General features: G+C 68.2%; 14 protein-coding genes. 4 read left to right on the forward strand and 10 right to left on the reverse strand.

The features are described from left to right. Positions 1-9 precede the first annotated feature (9 nt). The gene (locus ML539_RS04690) at positions 10-657 is read right to left on the reverse strand and encodes a DUF47 family protein (RefSeq protein ID WP_243286126.1); all 648 of its coding nucleotides are present in this window, start codon (positions 655-657) and stop codon (positions 10-12) included. Positions 658-773: 116 nt separating this feature from the next. On the opposite strand from ML539_RS04690, the gene ML539_RS04695 reads away from it, so the two are divergent. Then, positions 774-2,126: a HAMP domain-containing sensor histidine kinase gene (locus ML539_RS04695; RefSeq protein ID WP_243321125.1), complete on the forward strand. Its 1,353-nt coding sequence runs from the start codon at positions 774-776 to the stop codon at positions 2,124-2,126. 49 nt (positions 2,127-2,175) lie between these two features. Here the strand turns inward: ML539_RS04695 and ML539_RS04700 are convergent, their stop codons facing one another. The 6 genes from ML539_RS04700 to ML539_RS04725 all read right to left on the reverse strand — a co-directional run bounded on the left by ML539_RS04700 (position 2,176) and on the right by ML539_RS04725 (position 7,177). Continuing rightward, positions 2,176-2,880, reverse strand: coding sequence for a response regulator transcription factor (locus ML539_RS04700; protein WP_243321127.1), 705 nt, complete (start codon positions 2,878-2,880; stop codon positions 2,176-2,178). Positions 2,881-2,894: 14 nt separating this feature from the next. Further along, positions 2,895-3,560 (reverse strand): phosphate signaling complex protein PhoU, encoded by a 666-nt coding sequence (gene phoU / locus ML539_RS04705; RefSeq protein ID WP_243293740.1) that lies wholly within the window; start codon positions 3,558-3,560, stop codon positions 2,895-2,897. Further along, positions 3,560-4,342 (reverse strand): phosphate ABC transporter ATP-binding protein PstB, encoded by a 783-nt coding sequence (gene pstB / locus ML539_RS04710; RefSeq protein ID WP_279341438.1) that lies wholly within the window; start codon positions 4,340-4,342, stop codon positions 3,560-3,562. The genes phoU and pstB overlap by 1 nt, the downstream gene beginning before the upstream one ends. After that, entirely contained in the window at positions 4,342-5,223 is an 882-nt protein-coding gene (gene pstA / locus ML539_RS04715; RefSeq protein ID WP_243293739.1) for a phosphate ABC transporter permease PstA, read from the reverse strand. The genes pstB and pstA overlap by 1 nt, the downstream gene beginning before the upstream one ends. Next, on the reverse strand, positions 5,223-6,263 hold the full coding sequence (gene pstC, locus ML539_RS04720) for a phosphate ABC transporter permease subunit PstC (protein WP_243321129.1): 1,041 nt from the start codon (positions 6,261-6,263) through the stop codon (positions 5,223-5,225). Before pstC ends, pstA begins: the two co-directional genes overlap by 1 nt. A gap of 68 nt (positions 6,264-6,331) precedes the next feature. After that, positions 6,332-7,177: a phosphate ABC transporter substrate-binding protein gene (locus ML539_RS04725; RefSeq protein ID WP_243321131.1), complete on the reverse strand. Its 846-nt coding sequence runs from the start codon at positions 7,175-7,177 to the stop codon at positions 6,332-6,334. A gap of 348 nt (positions 7,178-7,525) precedes the next feature. Between ML539_RS04725 and ML539_RS04730 the strand changes: the two genes are divergently transcribed. The 3 genes from ML539_RS04730 to ML539_RS04740 are packed head-to-tail and all read left to right on the forward strand — an operon-like array spanning position 7,526 to position 12,871. Then, positions 7,526-9,823, forward strand: coding sequence for an Rne/Rng family ribonuclease (locus tag ML539_RS04730; protein WP_243321133.1), 2,298 nt, complete (start codon positions 7,526-7,528; stop codon positions 9,821-9,823). A gap of 6 nt (positions 9,824-9,829) precedes the next feature. Beyond that, positions 9,830-10,552: a ZIP family metal transporter gene (locus tag ML539_RS04735; RefSeq protein WP_243293735.1), complete on the forward strand. Its 723-nt coding sequence runs from the start codon at positions 9,830-9,832 to the stop codon at positions 10,550-10,552. A 36-nt stretch (positions 10,553-10,588) separates the two neighbouring features. After that, entirely contained in the window at positions 10,589-12,871 is a 2,283-nt protein-coding gene (locus tag ML539_RS04740) for a putative LPS assembly protein LptD (protein ID WP_243321135.1), read from the forward strand. Positions 12,872-12,880: 9 nt separating this feature from the next. Here ML539_RS04740 and alr read toward each other — a convergent pair whose 3' ends face one another. From alr to kdsB, 3 genes are all read right to left on the reverse strand, one after another. After that, entirely contained in the window at positions 12,881-14,020 is a 1,140-nt protein-coding gene (gene alr / locus ML539_RS04745) for an alanine racemase (protein WP_243321136.1), read from the reverse strand. Between the two features lie 10 nt (positions 14,021-14,030). Beyond that, complete coding sequence (trxB, locus tag ML539_RS04750) at positions 14,031-14,999, reverse strand: thioredoxin-disulfide reductase (RefSeq protein WP_243321138.1); 969 nt, start codon at positions 14,997-14,999, stop codon at positions 14,031-14,033. A 92-nt stretch (positions 15,000-15,091) separates the two neighbouring features. Continuing rightward, a complete protein-coding gene (kdsB, locus tag ML539_RS04755) occupies positions 15,092-15,877 on the reverse strand; it encodes a 3-deoxy-manno-octulosonate cytidylyltransferase (protein ID WP_243321140.1) in 786 nt (261 codons plus the stop codon). Between the last annotated feature and the right edge of the window lie 73 nt (positions 15,878-15,950).

A 15,950-nucleotide genomic window follows, 5' to 3' on the forward strand; every position in this document is an offset into this window, starting at 1 on the left:
GGCCCCGGCCTACGCGTTCTTCATGACGGTTGAACCGATGACCTTGGCCACCAACTCGATCTTGTCGGTGGCGTCCTCGATCTTTTCGAGCATTTCCTTCCACTTCACGAGCTCGATGGGATCCTTGGGATCCTGGAAGATCTGGGCCAGTCCCGCGTGGTAGATGGAGTCGGCCTTGTTCTCCAGGGCGTGGACCCGGCGGATGCGGTCCCCGATCTCCTTCTGGTTGGACATGTTGCGCAGGGACCGGGTGAGGTGGAGGATCTCGCCGGCGCCCTCCACGATGATGGAGCTGATCTCCGTGACGGCGGGCATCACGTGGCTGATGCGGTAGAGGATCAGGCGCTCGCAGACCGAATGGATGCGGTCGATCACGTCATCGATGGAATGCGCCAGGGCCAGGATGTCCTCCCGGTCGATGGGCGTGACGAAGGTGTGGTTCAGGCGGTCGATGATCTCGTGGGTGATGTCGTCGCCGGCATGCTCCAGGTCCTTCATCTGCCGGCGCAGCTCCGCGAACCGGTCCGGGTCGCCGCTGCGGATCTCACGATCGAAGAGCTGCGCTGCTTGGTAGACATTGCCCGAAGCGGATTCCAGGAGATCGAAGAAAACCATCTCCCGGGGCTTGAGCCAGCGCATCACGGCATTTAAGGACATGACCACTCCCAACAGATTCCGTCCTCCACTGTACCGGTTCCGGGAGCGTAAACGGAGCGTAAATTGGCCGCTGGCCGGTGGGTTGTGACCCCGTAGACGGTGTATGGTCAGAAGGCATGGCGGAACGCAGCTCACATCGCGAGACGGGGCCCGGCGTGAGGGCCTTCCTGGAACGCGCCCTCGTCTGCCTGGGAGCCGTGCTGTTCCTGGGCCTGGGACTGGGCATGACGGTCCAGAAAGGAGTGTCCGCGCCCTGGGTCCTGGGACTCGTGGCCACGGTGGTCCTGGTGGTCATCCTCATGGCCCGCTGGCAGGTGCGCCTGGTGGCGGAACCCCTGGGTCGCCTCCTGGGCGGGTCGCGACCCAGCGCCATCGCGGATCTTCCCCAGGCATGGTCGGCGCTGGAACAGGAGAACCTGGACCTGCGGGAGCGCGCGGCCCGCGAAGATCGCCTGCTCCCCGGCATCATGGCCCGGCTCGAGGAGGGCGTGCTGCTCTTCGGACCCACGGGCGGCCTGGAGCAGTTCAACCCGGCGGCCCAGCGGCACCTGGGCTTGGGGGCGCCCCTGGACAAGGGGATGGCCGTGGCCGAGGTGTTCAGGGATCCCGACAGCCCTCCTGCGGTGCAGCGGGCCTACCAGGGCGTCCCTTCCGAATGGCGGCTGGCGCGTGCGGGCCGCACGCTCCGGGTGCGGGCCATCCCCTTCGCGCCGGTGGGCAGCATCTCCGGCGTGCTGCTGACCGTCGACGATGTGACCAGCCAGGAGGCCCTGGAGACCACCCGGCAGAAGTTCATCTCCAACGTCAGCCACGAGCTGAAGACGCCGGTGACGGCCATCCGGATCGCGGCGGAAAACCTGCAGGAGGAGGACCTGCCCGAGGCTGCCCTGGGTGGGACGCGTTCCATCCTCCGGTCCGTGGATCGGCTGGCCATGCTGCTGGGGGATCTGTCGGAACTGAGCCGCATCGAAAGCGGGGCCATGCATCTGGAGCCGGTCCGGCTTGACCTCGCCGCCTTCATCGCCACGGTGGTGAAGGATCAGCAGGCCCGGCTGGCGGAAGCCTCCGTCCGGTTGGACGTGGACGTCGAGGCCCCGGATGGGGCCACCCTCATGGCAGACCCCCTCCGCCTGAGCCAGGTGCTGGAGAACCTTCTGTCGAACGCCATCAAGTTCAGCCCGCCTGGAGGCCGTGTGCGGCTCGGCGTCCGCCTATCGGCCCAGGGGCAGGTCTGGGAAGTCAGCGACGAGGGACCGGGCGTTCCAGAGGCGGAGCAGGGGCGCATCTTCGAGCGGTTCTACCGGGCCCAGGCCGCGAAGGCCAAGCCCGGGACGGGCCTGGGGCTGGCCATCGTGAAGCACCTCTGCCGCCTGATGGGGGGCGAGGTCGCCCTCGAGAGCCGACCGGGGGAAGGGGCCACCTTCCGGGTGATCCTGCCGCCCCAGCCCGGAGAGCGCGACCAGGCCTAGCGGACCGGACGGGATCCCGTGCGCCGCCGCCACATCCTTCCGGGTGTCCTCAAGCCTCGCTGGGCCCGCCCAGGCGGTAGCCGACTCCCACCACCGTTTCGATCTGCTCCGCCGCCACGGGGCCGATCTTGGCCCGGACCCGGCGGACGTGGGCGTCGATGGTGCGGCTCTCGCCGAGGTATTCCAGGCCCCAGACCTGCTGCAGGATCTTCTCGCGGGTGAGGACCCGGCGGGGATTGGCGAGGAAGTACACCAGGAGCTCGAACTCGCGGCGCGTGAGGTCTACCAGCTGGCCGTCCACGCGGGTGGTGTGCATGTCCAGATCCACCGTGATGGGGCCGAAGGTGAGCTGGCGGGGGCGTTCGGACGGTTCCGCAGGCGTGGACCGGCGGAGGATGGCCCGGAGCCTGGCCGCCAGTTCCCGGGTGGAGAAGGGCTTGGAAATGTAGTCGTCCGCACCCAGCTCCAGGCCGAGGACCCGGTCGATCTCCTCGCTCCGCGCCGTCACGAGGAGGACGGGGAGGCTCCGGTGCGCGTTGTGGGCCCGAATGGCCCGGAGCACATCGAGGCCGTCCATGTCGGGCAGGCTCAGGTCGAGGAGGGCCGCGTCCAGACGGGATCCGGTGGCGCCGAGCGCCTGGAGGGCCTCCCGGCCGGTGCCCACGCTGGTCAGGCTGAAGCCTTCGCGGCGCAGATGCTGTTCCAGGCCGAGACGGATCTCGGTGTCGTCTTCCAGGAGGAGGATGTGGGGCATGGGATCCTTCCCCCCTATTCTACGGAATCGCCGCGGAGGTAGGTGTGCTTGGCGCTACGCCCCTCGAGGATGAAGAGCACTTCCTCCGCGATGTTGGTGGCCTGGTCCGCGATGCGCTCCCAGTTCTTGATGACGAGGATCAGGTGGCTGGCCCGTTCGATGCAGAGGGGATCCGCCAGCATGCTGCGCAGCAAGTCGCGATAGAGCTTTCCGTAGAGGGCGTCCACACTGTCGTCGCTCAGGATGACGGCATGGGCCAGAGCGGCGTCGTTGCTCACGAAGGCGTCCACGGCCCGGCGGACCATGCTCCGGGTCTCCGTGCCCAGGCGCTCCAGATCATTCCCGGCCAGGATGGGCGGATGGACCATGCCCACGCGGCGGGCGATGTTGCAACAGTGGTCGCCAATGCGCTCCAGCTCAGGGATGATCTTCAGGCTCGAGGCGATGCGGCGCAGGTCAGAGGCCGCGGGGTTCCGGAGGGCCAGGAGATCGATGCACTGCTGATCGAGCTTCAGCTCCCACTCGTCCATGCGGCGGTCCAGGTGGTTCACCTGGTCGGCCTTGGCCTGGGACGGCTCTGCCAGGGCCTGGATGGTGAGCTCGAGCATCTCCTCCGCCACCCCGGCCATGGCCATGATGCCTTCCCGGAGTTCCTTCAGTTCCGTGTCGAACTGCCGCATCAGCCGAACCTCCCCGTGATGTAGTCTTCCGTCATTTGAACCCTCGGTGTGGTGAAGATCCGCTCCGTCAGGTCCATCTCCACCAGCTTGCCCAGCCAGAAGAAGGCCGTGTAGTCGCTGACCCGGGCGGCCTGCTGCATGTTGTGGGTGACGATGACGATGGTGAGGCTCTCTTTCAGTTCGCCAATGAGGTCCTCAATCTTCGAGGTGGCGATGGGATCCAGCGCCGAGCAGGGCTCGTCCATCAGGAGCACTTCAGGATTCACCGCCAGGGCCCGGGCGATGCAGAGCCGCTGCTGCTGGCCACCGCTCATGCCACTGGCGCTCTCCTTGAGCCGGTCTTTCACCTCATCCCAGAGGGCGGCCTTGCGCAGCGCGTCCTCCACGATGCCGTCCAGGGTCGCACGATCCTTGACCCCGAAGAGGCGCGGTCCGAACGCGACGTTCTCGTAGATGGACTTGGGGAAGGGGTTCGGCTTCTGGAACACCATGCCCACGCGGCGACGGAGGTCCACCACGTCGATGCCGCCCCGGTAGATGTCCACCCCGTCGATCTGAATGTCGCCCCCGACGTTGACGTCTGCAGCGACCTCGTGGATGCGGTTGAAGCACTTGAGGAAAGTGCTCTTGCCGCACCCGCTCGGGCCGATGATGGCCGTCACGCGCTCGGCATGGATGTCCAGGGAGAGGCCATCCAGGATCTTCTTCGGGCCATAGCTGAAGGCCATGTCGCGGACGGACAGTTTGATGGGCTTGGTTTCCGGGAGGGTGGGGGTGAGCATCAGCGTGTCCGCCGTCGGATGGCGCGGTCCACCAGGCGGACCAGCAGGTTCAGGGTGAGGAGGACCAGGATCATCACGGCCGCGGTGCCCGCCGCGATTTCCCGCGCGTCGGGCAGGGTGCCGTCCGAGGTGACGTACCAGAGGTGCACGGAGAGGGTCTCACCGGGCACCGTGAGGCGGAAGTCCGGGAACTGGGCGCTGGCGTTGGTGCCCGCGGTGAAGACCAGGATGGCGCTCTCGCCGAAGGCCCGGCCCGCCGTGAGCACCAGGCCCGTGAGGATGCCGGTGGCGGCGTAGGGCAGGGCCACCTTGAGGATGGTCTGGAGCTTGGTGGCTCCCAGGCCGTAGCTGGCTTCCTTCAGTTCCCGGGGCACGGCCAGGAGGCTCACCTCGGTGACGCGGGTGATGACGGGGATGTTCAGGAGGGCCAGCGTGAGGGCGCCGGAGCGGATGGAGAAGCTCCAGCCCATGGCCTGCACGAAGACGATCATGCCGAAGAGGGCAAGCACGATGGAGGGGGTGGCCGCGAGGGTCTCGATGCAGAGCCGGAGGAAGCGCAGGGCCCGGCCCTGGCCCGCATACGCCGCCATGTAAATGCCGGCGCCCAGGCCCACGGGCAGGGAAATGCCCAGGGAGAGCACCACCAGGTAGATCGAGTTGAAGATCTGCGGCTTGATGCCGCCGCCGGCGTCGAGGGTCTCGGGCATCTTCGTGAGGAAGCCCAGGTTCAGGACCGGCCAGCCCTGCTTGAGGATGGCCCCCACGAAGAGGATCAGCACGGCCACGAACGTCAGCGCGATGGCCCAGAGGACACCGCGCATGAGGCGGTCCACGACCTTGGAGGTCCGGGAGCGGCGGAAGACGGGGACGGCGACGTTCATCAGGCCTCCTTCCCGCGGCCCAGGCGACGAGTGGCCAGGATCAGGACCATGGTCAGCAGGTAGAGCAGCAGGCCCATGGCGAAGAGCACGTTGTTCCAGGTGGAGCCGGCCGCCGTGTTGGGGAGCTCCTGCACCAGCTCGGTGGTGAGAGTCGCCGCCGGCGTGAAGAGGGCGCGGAGGAACGGAGCCCGGTCCGTGGATTCCCGCATGAGGGCCACCCACTGGGGGTTGTTGCCGATGACCATCTGCACGGCCATGGCCTCGCCGATGGCCCGGCCCAGGCCCAGCACCATGGCGGTGAGCAGGCGGGGGCGGGCCGCGGGGATGAGGACGCGCCAGATGGCCTGCCAGCGGCTGGAGCCCAAGGCCTGGGCGCCTTCGTCCAGGGCGGCGGGCAGGGACTCGAAGGCGTCCGTGGACAGGCTGACGATGGTGGGCACGATCATGACCGCCAGGATCAGGGCGGACACGGCGAAGCCGGAAGCCGGGGCGTCTGCCAGCCAGGTCCGGCTCACCAGGGGCAGCACCACGGTGAGCCCGAAGATGCCGTAGACCACCGACGGGATGCCCACGAGCAGATCCATGACCTGGCGCATGAGGTTGCGCATCCAGGCCGGGGCCATCTTGGCGATGAACACGCCCGTGAGGACGCCGGCCGGGGCGGCGATGAGAAGGGCCAGCCCGGTGACGCCCAGGGAGCCCGCGATGAAGGGCAGGATGCCGAAGCGATCCGAGGAGGGGGCCCAGTCCGTGGACAGGAAGACCTCGGAGAAGCTCAGGGTCCTCCCGGTGTTGCCGGCCATGGGCAGAAAGGCGGCCAGCCCGCGGGTGGCCAGGAAGTAGAGGATGCCTCCGATGAGGCCCACCACCAGGAGGCTGCAGACCAGGAAGCCGAGGTGGGCCCAGCGGTCCGCCAGCCGCTGGAGCCGGCTGTGCTTGAAGGCGGGTGCGCCGGCACCGGCCGGGCTGAGCCCATCCTCAAGCACGGGATAGCCGCCTTCGGAGGCGGCCGCGATGGAGACTTCAGGTGCCTGGGGCATGGGCTCGCCTTTCCGCAAACCACCCGGCGGCAGGGCCGCCGGGTGGGCAAGGGTGGTCCCGATGGATCTCAAAGCTTGGTCTTGAGGGACTTCACGTAATCCACCGGCAGGTAGCCGGCCTTGATCACGTTCCGCTGGAACGAGGGGCTCAGGATGTAGGCCAGGAAGTCCTCCACGGCCTGCTTCACCTTGGGATCGCCCAGCTTGGCGGGGTTCGTGTAGGCGTGGCCGAAGGAGAAGACGGGATACTTGCCGGACTTCACGGCCTCGTTGGAGCAGGCCACGCCGTTGTAGGCGATGCCGGCGATCCGGTTCTTGTTCTTCTCGAGGTGCTCCAGCTCCACGAAGGAAATGGCCCCAGGCGTGGTGGCCACGGCCGCGACGACGGCGCCGGTGGAGTCCTGGATCAGCACGTCCTTGGCGAACTCCTGGTCGTGCAGGATGGTCTTCTTCTGGACGGCGCGGGTGCCGGAGGACTCAGGACGGATCACTCGGACGATCTTCCGGTTCTGCCCGCCGACTTCCTGCCAGTTGACGATCTTGCCGGTGAAGATCTGCTCGGCCTGCTGGGCGGAAAGGTTCTTCACGCCAACGCCCGGGTGGGCCACCAGGGTGAAGGGCTGGACCACGATGTTGTGGTTCTTGATGCCGGCCTTCTCCTGGTCGGGAGTGGCGAACACGTCGGAGATGCCGATCTGGCAGCCGCCGCTGGTCACCTGGTTCAGGCCGGTCATGGAGCCGCCGCCGCTCACAGCGATCTGGACACCGGGATGGGACTTCATGTAGTCCTCGGCCGCTTTCTTGACGATCGGGCCCAGGGCGGTGGAACCCATGACGGTCACGGTCTGGGCCTGGGCGGCCCCGGTCACCAGCAGGCCAGCCAGGATGGCCCGGGCCATGAATCGGATCTTCATCGTTGCCTCCTTCAATGACCTCGACTCTGAAGGGCATGGGTAAAGGCCTGTGACCATGGGTGTGACATCCCTGTAACTTCCGCCGGGCCGCCCTTGGCCCCCCCCGGGGGTTCCAGGCTTGCCCCCGAGGGAATAAGTGGATTTAATGATTGAAGATCCAGCGGGCAGATCGAGGCCACGCCCTTTGCCCCCGGGGATCACGACCATCCCTTTTTTCCATTCCGGGTGGCCGAAGCCAGGGCAGGGCCCCCTTCGGTTTCCCGACCTCCCATCCCGATATCCAGCCCCAAGGAAGGCCGCCGCGCTTGCCATGCGCCAGCCGTAGCCTGGGAACCCACAGGAGAATCCTTGAACCCCAAGAAAATCATGATGATCAACGCCACCGATCCGGAAGAGATCCGGGTGGCCAGCCTGATCGACGGCGTGCTGTTCGACTACGACGTCGAGTTCCTCCACAACGAGAAGATCAAAGGCAACCTCTACAAGGCCAAGGTCGTCCGGGTGGACACCAGCCTCCAGGCCGCGTTCGTGCACTTCGGCGGCCAGAAGAACGGCTTCCTGCCCCTCGGGGAGCTGCCCCGGGACCTGAGCGAAGGCCGCCGGGGGCGGATCCAGGAGATTCTCCAGCGGGACCAGGAGATCCTCGTCCAGGCCGTCCGCGAGGAGCTGGGCACCAAAGGCGCCATGATGACCGGCCAGATCAGCCTCGCCGGCCGGTACCTGGTGATCACGCCCGGGAACCCCGTCAACGGCATCAGCCGCAAGATCGAGGGCACGGAGGAACGCCGCCACTTCAAGCAGCTGGTTGACACCCTCGAGATCCCTGAGGACATCGGCGTGATCGTCCGCACCGCCAGCCTGGGCGTCACGAAGGAGGACTTCCAGCGCGATCTGGAGTACCTGCTGGACACCTACAAGGAAGTGCTGAACCGCTACAAGCACCGCCACGGCCCTGGCCTGGTCTGGCAGGAGGATGACGTCGTCACCCGCACCCTGCGCGACACCTTCAGCGCCGATGTGGAGGAAGTCCAGATCGACGATCTGGACACGTTCCATGCGGCCCAGTCCTTCTTCAAGCGCACCATGCCCCAGCACCTGGACGTGCTGAAGCACTACACGGGCAAGAAGCCCCTCTTCTCTCGCTTCCAGCTGGAAGAGCAGATCGACCGCATCTACGGCCGCAAGGTGCCCCTGCCCAGCGGCGGCGCCCTGGCCCTGGACCAGACCGAAGCCATGGTGGCCATCGACGTGAACAGCGGCAAGACCTCCGGCGACGGCGTGGAGGACATGGCGTTCAAGACGAACATGGAAGCCGCCGAGGAGGTGGCTCGGCAGCTGCGCCTGCGCGACCTGGCCGGCCTGGTCGCCATCGATTTCATCGACATGAAGCGCGATTCCCACATCCGCGCCGTGCAGGACCGCCTGGTGGACTGCCTCAAGGCCGACAAGGCCCGCATGGAGGTGGGGAAGATCAACCGCTTCGGCGTGCTCGTCATGACCCGCCAGCGCATCCGGCCCAGCCTCCAGCACGTGAACCACGAGGCCTGCCCCACCTGCGCCGGCACCGGCAAGGTGAAGACCCTGGAAGCCCTGGTGCTGTCCGTGGTGCGTCGCCTGCAGGGCATCCTGGCCAAGGGCGGCATCGGCGAGATCCGCGTGAAGCTGGCCCCGGCCATCGCCGCGGCGGTCCAGAACCAGAAGCGCCGGGACCTGGCCCAGATGGAGGAACAGAGCGACGCCAGGATCCTCATCCAGGCGGATTGGTCCATGTCCTACGGCGAGATGGCCGCCGAGATCGAGCGGGCGGAAGAAGCCCCGGTCGAGAAGGCCGCGCCCAAGCCGCACCGCGAAAAGGGCGCTCCAGAGGACGAGACCGTGGTCCTGGGCGGCGACAGCCCGATCTCCTTCGAGAAGGCCCTGGGTACTCCGGGCGAGCCCGCCAAGGAGCCCAAGAAGGAAGCCTTCAAGTACGACCGGCGGGACCTTCAGCGGGCCGCCCTGGATGAGCGGGAGCGGTTGCGCGCCCTCTTCGAGAGCGCCAAGCCCGAAGACGAGGAAGACGAGGAAGGGACCGATACCGAGGGGGGCGCCGAAGGGGGCGAATCCAAGGGCGACGGCGCCAAGCGCAAGCGTCGCCGTCGTCGCCGGAAGGGCGGCGCCGAGCGGAATGGCGAGGTGGCGGTGGTTCTGGCCGCTGACTCCATCGAGCCGACCTCCCGCCCGGAGCCTTCGTACGAGGCCCAGCCCGAGCCGCCGAAAGCCACGGCGGACCTCGTGGCCAGCCTCCTGACTCCCAGCCCGAGGCCGAAGATTGGTGGCGCCGCGCCTGCGGCCCACGAGCCCGAGGCGGCCCCGGCCAAGCCCAAGCGCACGCCCCGGGCCAAGGTAGCCGCCCTGCCGGAACCCCTGGCGGCGGTGACGCCTGCCCCCGAGCCGATCCAGGCCGCTGAACCCGTGGCGGAAGCTCCGGCCAAGAAGAAGGCCGCGCCGAAGGCCAAGGCACCGGCCAAGACCGCTGCCAAGACCCCCCCCAAGGCTGCGGCCAAGGCTGGGGCCAAGGTCGAGGAGGCTCCCGCCAAGGCTGAGGAAGCTCCCGTCGCCGCCAAGGCCAAAGCCACGCGCGCCAAGAAACCCAAGGCCGAGTAGCCGTCCATGTCGATCTACTGGCTGGCCCCTCTCGCGTCCCTGGCCACCCTTCTGGGCGGCTGGGGCGTGGTGCGGTTCCTCCAGGGACGGGCGCAGTTCATGCGCCTGCTCTCGGGCGTGGCGGCGGGCTACCTGCTCTCCGTCACCGTGGTCCGCATCATCCCGGAATGCATGGAGGCCAAGGGCGGCGAGGGCAATGCCTTCTGGGTCCTGGCCGGCTACCTGCTGGTCCACATCATGGAGCACGGCATCACGCTCCACTTCCATTACGGAGAGGAGACCCACAAGGATGGGACGCCCCTGAGCGGCGTCCTCGCCCTGGTGGGGCTCTCCCTGCACAGCCTCATGGATGGTGTGGCCATCGCCGCGGCCCTGGCCACCCATAGCAACCTCGGTCCCCTGGTGGTGCTGGGCATCCTATTCCACCGCATTCCCGAGGGCGGCACCATCGCGTCGATCTTCCTGGTGCGGGGCTTCGGGAACCGGGGCGCCATCCTGGCCGCGGCGACCCTGGCCCTGGCGGCCCTGGTGGGAGCGGCGGGGCAGTCCATGCTGGGCCTTCCCACGGGGCCGGTGCTGGGGCTCACGGCTGGATTGGCGCTCTACGTGTCCAGCTCCGACCTCCTGCCGGAAGTGCAGAAGGTCTCCGGCTTCCGCAGCACGGTGGCGCTACTGGCCGGGGTGGGCATCTTCCTCGTCAGCTCGCGGCTGCTGCCGCACCATCACTGATCACCCATGGCCATCCCCGGGAGGACCCGAGGCCTGATGCTGGGTGCCGTGCAGGCCCTGCTGGCGGCCCAGGGCCTGCCTGATCTTCCGCAGCCCCTTCCGCTGGATGCGCCCACGCCCGCTGAGTTGCTGCCCCTCCGCCCCTTCCGCGTGGACCGGGGGCCGGGTCTGGCCAGGGTGCCCTTCGATTACCGAGGGGAAGGGGTCTTCGAGGAGGCCAATGTCTGGACGCTGGAGCAGGGTGCCATCCAGTCCGAGGGGTTGCTGCTGCTGGCGGACCGCATCCGGTACCACATCCCGGACGGCCGCCTGGTGGCGGAGGGACACATCCGACTGGAGGGCCCGGGCCTGCGGCTCCGGGGCGAGCGCCTGGAGATGGACTGGGAGCGGCGATCCGGCCAAGCCTGGGCGCTGCAGATGGACCTGCCTCCGAGCTGGACCCTGCGCTCCAGCCACGTGGCCTTCACCACGCTGCGCACCTGGGCCTTCGATGCCGTGGAACTGAGCCCGTGCCCGGAGGAGAAGCCCGGCTGGAAGGCCCGCCTCTCCTCCCTGAAGGTCGACCTGGATGGCTTCGCCAGCATGTGGAACGCCCGGGTGCTCCTGGGAGCCGTCCCGATCTACTATGTGCCCTACGCCCTGTATCCGGCGCAGGCGGAGCGGACCTCGGGCCTGCTCCCCCCGAAGATCGGGATGTCCAGCGCCTTCGGCACCACCCTGGGACTTTCCTATTACCAGGTCATGGGCGACTCGGTGGACGCCACCTTGTCGCCGGAGTACTTCACCAAGGAGGGCGTCCTCTGGGGCGGGGAAGTACGCTGGCGGCCGGACCTGACCCACCAGGGCAGCTTCTCCGGCCAGACCATCCACCAGAAGAGCCTCGACGAGCGCCGCTACCGCTACTCGCTGAAGGAGGTGTGGCAGCGTGAGGATGGCTGGCAGCTCACGGCGGACGTCAACCAGGCTTCGGACAATCTCGTCGATGCAGATTTCGGGAAGGGCATCGGCTACCTCGGCGCCACCAGCTTCGATTCGGCGATCTACCTGGGGCGCACCTACACCTTCGGGAACCTCAACCTCTCGGCCGCCGAGCAGCGCAGCTTCTTCTACACGAAGGACCAGGGGGATCCCTTCTACAGTCCGGATTTTCCGGCCTCTCTCCGCCGGCAGACGCTGCCCCAGGCGGAATTCCGCTTCTTTCCCGTCTCCCTGGTCGGCCCCCTGTACCTTGATGGCGGCGTCCGGGTGGGCCGGTTCGCCTACCGCATCGAAGGCAGCGCCACGGCCCCCGCGGATACCTACGCCTGGGACCGCCAGGATGCGAATGCCCGCATCCACGGCCGCCTGGGGCAGTGGGGACCCTTCCGCGCGGACTTCGAGGCCATGGGCCGCGCGACCCACTACAGCGCCAGCCTGGGCTCTTCCGTGTTCGATCCGGAGGGCGGGGCCACCGACACCGTGGTGAACCCCGCCACCAGCCCCTTCCAGGTGGATGGGGCGGCGGCGACGCGGTTCCTGGGCTCGGGACATCTGCGGCTGTCAGGACCGCAGGTGGGGCGGACCTTCAAGGATGTCTCGCTCCTCGGATACAAGGGCGAACTCAAGCATGTCGCCGAGCCCTATTTCGGCTGGACGCAGACGAGCCTGTACGGCGAGGCGGGCAGGCTGCCCCGGTTCGACTCGGTGGACGCTTTCCCGGGCGTGAATGAAAGCGCTTCGGGCGAACGGAGCTTCGAAGTGGGCCTCAAGCAGCACATCTTCGGCCGCCCGGGGCCTGGCACCGGGTTCACGGACCTGGCGCGCCTCCGCATCGCCACCCGCTACCATGCGTCGCCCATCATCCTCAGCGACGGCCGCTACAAGAAGGGCTGGTCCAGCGTGGACACGGACCTGGACGTGGAACCCGACGAGCGCTTGCGGATCAGCCTCCGCCGTTCCTCGGACCTGGGCGCCGGCGGCTCGGACAACGCCCTGAGCATGGACTTCAAGGTCAAGGACGGAAGCCGGTTCAACCTGGCCTACTTCTCCACGGGCATCAACCGGTTCCTGGTGCGCCAGAAGGGGCTGCAGGCGGGCGGCGTCCAGCGTTTCTGGGACGACCGGCTCCGCCTGGAGTTCAGCGCCAGCTACGACTTCCACATGAGCGCCTTCGCCTCCAGCCAGGTGGCCCTGGCCTACGTGGAGCCCTGCGTGGCCTACGTGCTGAAGTACACCCACGTGGCCCTGAACACCAACCTCGTGTCCGGCGGGCGGGAGGATCGCATCGACCTGACGCTCACCCTCCGCGGGCTGGGGGACCTCTTCAGCTTCCGGCGTTGAGAACCATTCCTACGGAAGGAAACGGCGGGTGATCCTGCGGTGGAGCGCGCAGCTCAGTTCGTAGGGGATGGTGCCGAGGAGCTGGGCCAGCCGTTCGAGGCTATGCGCCGCCGCGGGGTCCCCGCTGTACAGGGTCATCGGCTCCCCGGGCGCCACGGGCACGTCCAAAGGCAGGGCCACCGTGAGGTAGTCCATGGAGATCCGGCCCACCACGGGAAAGGTCCGGCCGCGGAAGCCGACGACGGCCCGGTTCCCCAGGTCGCGGCGGTAGCCGTCCGCATAGCCGCAGGCCAGGGTGGCGATCTGCAGGGGATGAGGCGCGACGAAGGTGCGGCCATAGCCCACCGTCGTGCCCGCGGGCATGGCCTTTACCCGGGCCACTTCGGCCACCAGCTCCAGGGCCGGCTCCAGGCCGAGCGCACGGCCTTCGGCGACCATGGCCAGGCCGTACAAGGCCAAGCCGGGTCGCACGTGGGTGTCCTGGTCCAGCAGGCCCCGCAGACAGGCGTCGCTGTTCCCGTGGTGGCGCTGGGCCGGATGGACGCCTCCGTCCGCCAGCTGCGCCAGGCAGGCATCGAAGACCCGCCGCTGACGGTGGGCGAAACCAGGATCCGGATCGTCCGCCGTGGCGAAGTGGCCCATGGCGCCTTCGATCCATGGGGAGAGGCGGCGCAGGGCCGGAAGGCAGTCCCCCAGCTCCGAGGGCAGGAGGCCGAAGCGTCCCATGCCCGTGTCCAGCTTCAGGTGGAGCCGCACGGGGTGCTGGGGCAGGAGGCGGGCATAGTCCTCCAGATGCTCCGGCCCCACCACCGCGATGGTCAGGTTCTCCGCGCTGGCGGCCGGCAGGGCCTCGGGGCGGAGGCCTCCCAGGACGAGGATCGGACAGGTGATGCCTCCCCGCCGCAGCTCCAGGCCTTCCTCGAGGCTGGAGACGGCGAGCCCGTAGGCTCCGGCGGACTCCAGGGTCCGGCCCACGGGCACGGCCCCGTGCCCGTAGGCGTTGGCTTTCACCACGCCCCAGATCTGCCGTCCGCCCACAAGGGTGCGGACGCGGCCCAGATTGCGCGCGATCCGGCCCAAATCCACCTCCGCCCGGAGGGCCCGGCCCTCCGGATGCGGCTTCAGGGGTTCGAGGTGCTGCTCATTCACCAGGCGGCCATCACTCGGCAAGGCCCTGATCGACCAGCCAGCGCTCGGCGTCGATGGCGGCCATGCAGCCGCTGCCCGCGGCGGTGATGGCCTGCCGGTACACATGGTCCTGCACGTCGCCGCAGGCGAACACGCCGGAAATGGCCGTGCGCGTGGAGCCCTTCTCGACCTGGAGGTAGCCGGTCTCGTCCATGGGCAGCTGGCCCTTGAACAGGCCCGTGTTGGGCTGGTGGCCGATGGCCACGAAGAGCCCCTCGACAGGCAGCTCGGACTCGGAGCCGTCCACGGTGTCCTTGAGCTTGAGGGCGCGGATCTTCTCCACCTTCTCGCCCATGGGCGTCTCGTGGGTGGCGGTCAGCACATCCAGCACGACCTTGTTCCACACGGGCTGGATCTTCTCGTTCTTGAGGGCCCGGTCCTGCATGGCCTTGGAGGCCCGGAGCTTGTCACGGCGGTGGATGAGGTGGACCTTGGTGGCGAACTTCGTGAGGAAGGTGGCCTCCTCGATGGCGGTGTCGCCGCCGCCCACCACGGCGATCTCCTTGCCGCGGAAGAAGAAGCCGTCGCAGGTGGCGCAGGCGCTCACGCCGCCGCCCGTGCGGGAGAGCTGCTCGTCCTTGCTGATGCCCAGCCACTTGGCGGATGCGCCCGTGGCGATGATCACGGCATCTGCGGTGTACTCGCCCTTGTCGGTGGTGAGCTTGAAGGGGCGGGACTGGAGGTCGGCCTTGAGGACGGTCTCGGACTTGATGGTGGTGCCGAAGCGGAGCACCTGCTCCCGCATCTCGTCCATGAGGGCCGGGCCCGCGACGCCCTGGCGGAAGCCGGGGAAGTTCTCCACTTCCGTGGTGATGGTGAGCTGGCCGCCGGGCTGGGCGCCTTCGAACACCAGGGGCGCCAGGTTGGCCCGGGAGGCATACAGGGCCGCGGTATAGCCCGCGGGGCCGGTGCCGATGACGACGACTTTGTGGTGGCTCACAAGATTCTCCTGGCAAGGAACAGGCTTCAGCCGTCCTTCGAGTCTAGCGCGCCTGGATCGGCTGGCGCCTAGAGCGCCTGGACGGGCGGCGCCTAGCGGGCCAGCCCCCGCTCCCGCAGCAGGGCTTCGGCGGCGGGCACGTCCGCGGGCACGTCCACGCCCAGGCTCAGGAAGGGCGTGTCCGCCACGCCGATGGCGATACCCGCGGCCAGGGCCCGGAGCTGCTCCAGCATCTCCAGCTGCTCCAGGGGGTGGGGCGCCAGCCGGGTGAAGGCTTTGAGGGTATCCGGTCGATAGGCGTAGAGCCCCAGATGACGCTTGAAGTGGGCCAGCTGCTCCGGCTTCATCCAGGGCCGGAAATCCGGTTCGAAGACCGAGGAGTTGCGCAGGTAGGGAATGGGGCTGCGGCTGAAGTAGAGGGCCCGCCGGTGGTCGTCCACCACCACCTTCACGGCGTTGGGATTGAAGAGCTCGTCGGCATGTGCGAAGGGGCAGGCGGCCGTGCCCATGGGCAGGTCCGGCTGGTCGCGCATGAGGCCCACCACGGCAGCCACCGTGTCGGGGTGCATGGCCGGTTCATCGCCCTGGATGTTCAGCACGCAGTCGAAGGACTCCCCCAGGGCCGCGAGGGCCGCCGCCGTGCGGTCCGTGCCGGAGGGCAGGGCGGGGTCCGTCATCACGGCTTCGCCGCCGAAGCCCTTCACGGTGTCGGCGATGCGGCCATCGTCCGTGGCCACCACCACCCGGTCCACGCCCTGGGCCCGCTTGGCCGCCTCGAAGACCCACTGGATCATGGGTTTCCCGGCGATGAGGGCCAGGGGCTTGCCCGGGAAGCGGGAGGCCTGGAATCGGGAGGGGAGGACGGCGAGGGTGCGCATGGGAGCAGTTTAGACGGGATGAGGCCTCAGGGCTGACCCCCCCGGACTCCAGTCCCCGGACGCTCCTGCCGAT

Source organism: Geothrix sp. SG200, assembly GCF_022808935.1.
Classification (GTDB): domain Bacteria; phylum Acidobacteriota; class Holophagae; order Holophagales; family Holophagaceae; genus Geothrix; species Geothrix alkalitolerans.

Excerpts from the sequence above, each read along its gene's own strand:
- ML539_RS04690 (WP_243286126.1), bottom strand. The coding sequence starts at position 657 with ATGTCCTTAAATGCCGTGATGCGCTGGCTCAAGCCCCGGGAGATGGTT.
- ML539_RS04695 (WP_243321125.1), top strand. The coding sequence starts at position 774 with ATGGCGGAACGCAGCTCACATCGCGAGACGGGGCCCGGCGTGAGGGCC.
- ML539_RS04700 (WP_243321127.1), bottom strand. The coding sequence starts at position 2,880 with ATGCCCCACATCCTCCTCCTGGAAGACGACACCGAGATCCGTCTCGGC.
- phoU (WP_243293740.1), bottom strand. The coding sequence starts at position 3,560 with ATGCGGCAGTTCGACACGGAACTGAAGGAACTCCGGGAAGGCATCATG.
- pstB (WP_279341438.1), bottom strand. The coding sequence starts at position 4,342 with ATGCTCACCCCCACCCTCCCGGAAACCAAGCCCATCAAACTGTCCGTC.
- pstA (WP_243293739.1), bottom strand. The coding sequence starts at position 5,223 with ATGAACGTCGCCGTCCCCGTCTTCCGCCGCTCCCGGACCTCCAAGGTC.
- pstC (WP_243321129.1), bottom strand. The coding sequence starts at position 6,263 with ATGCCCCAGGCACCTGAAGTCTCCATCGCGGCCGCCTCCGAAGGCGGC.
- ML539_RS04725 (WP_243321131.1), bottom strand. The coding sequence starts at position 7,177 with ATGAAGATCCGATTCATGGCCCGGGCCATCCTGGCTGGCCTGCTGGTG.
- ML539_RS04735 (WP_243293735.1), top strand. The coding sequence starts at position 9,830 with ATGTCGATCTACTGGCTGGCCCCTCTCGCGTCCCTGGCCACCCTTCTG.
- ML539_RS04740 (WP_243321135.1), top strand. The coding sequence starts at position 10,589 with ATGCTGGGTGCCGTGCAGGCCCTGCTGGCGGCCCAGGGCCTGCCTGAT.
- kdsB (WP_243321140.1), bottom strand. The coding sequence starts at position 15,877 with ATGCGCACCCTCGCCGTCCTCCCCTCCCGATTCCAGGCCTCCCGCTTC.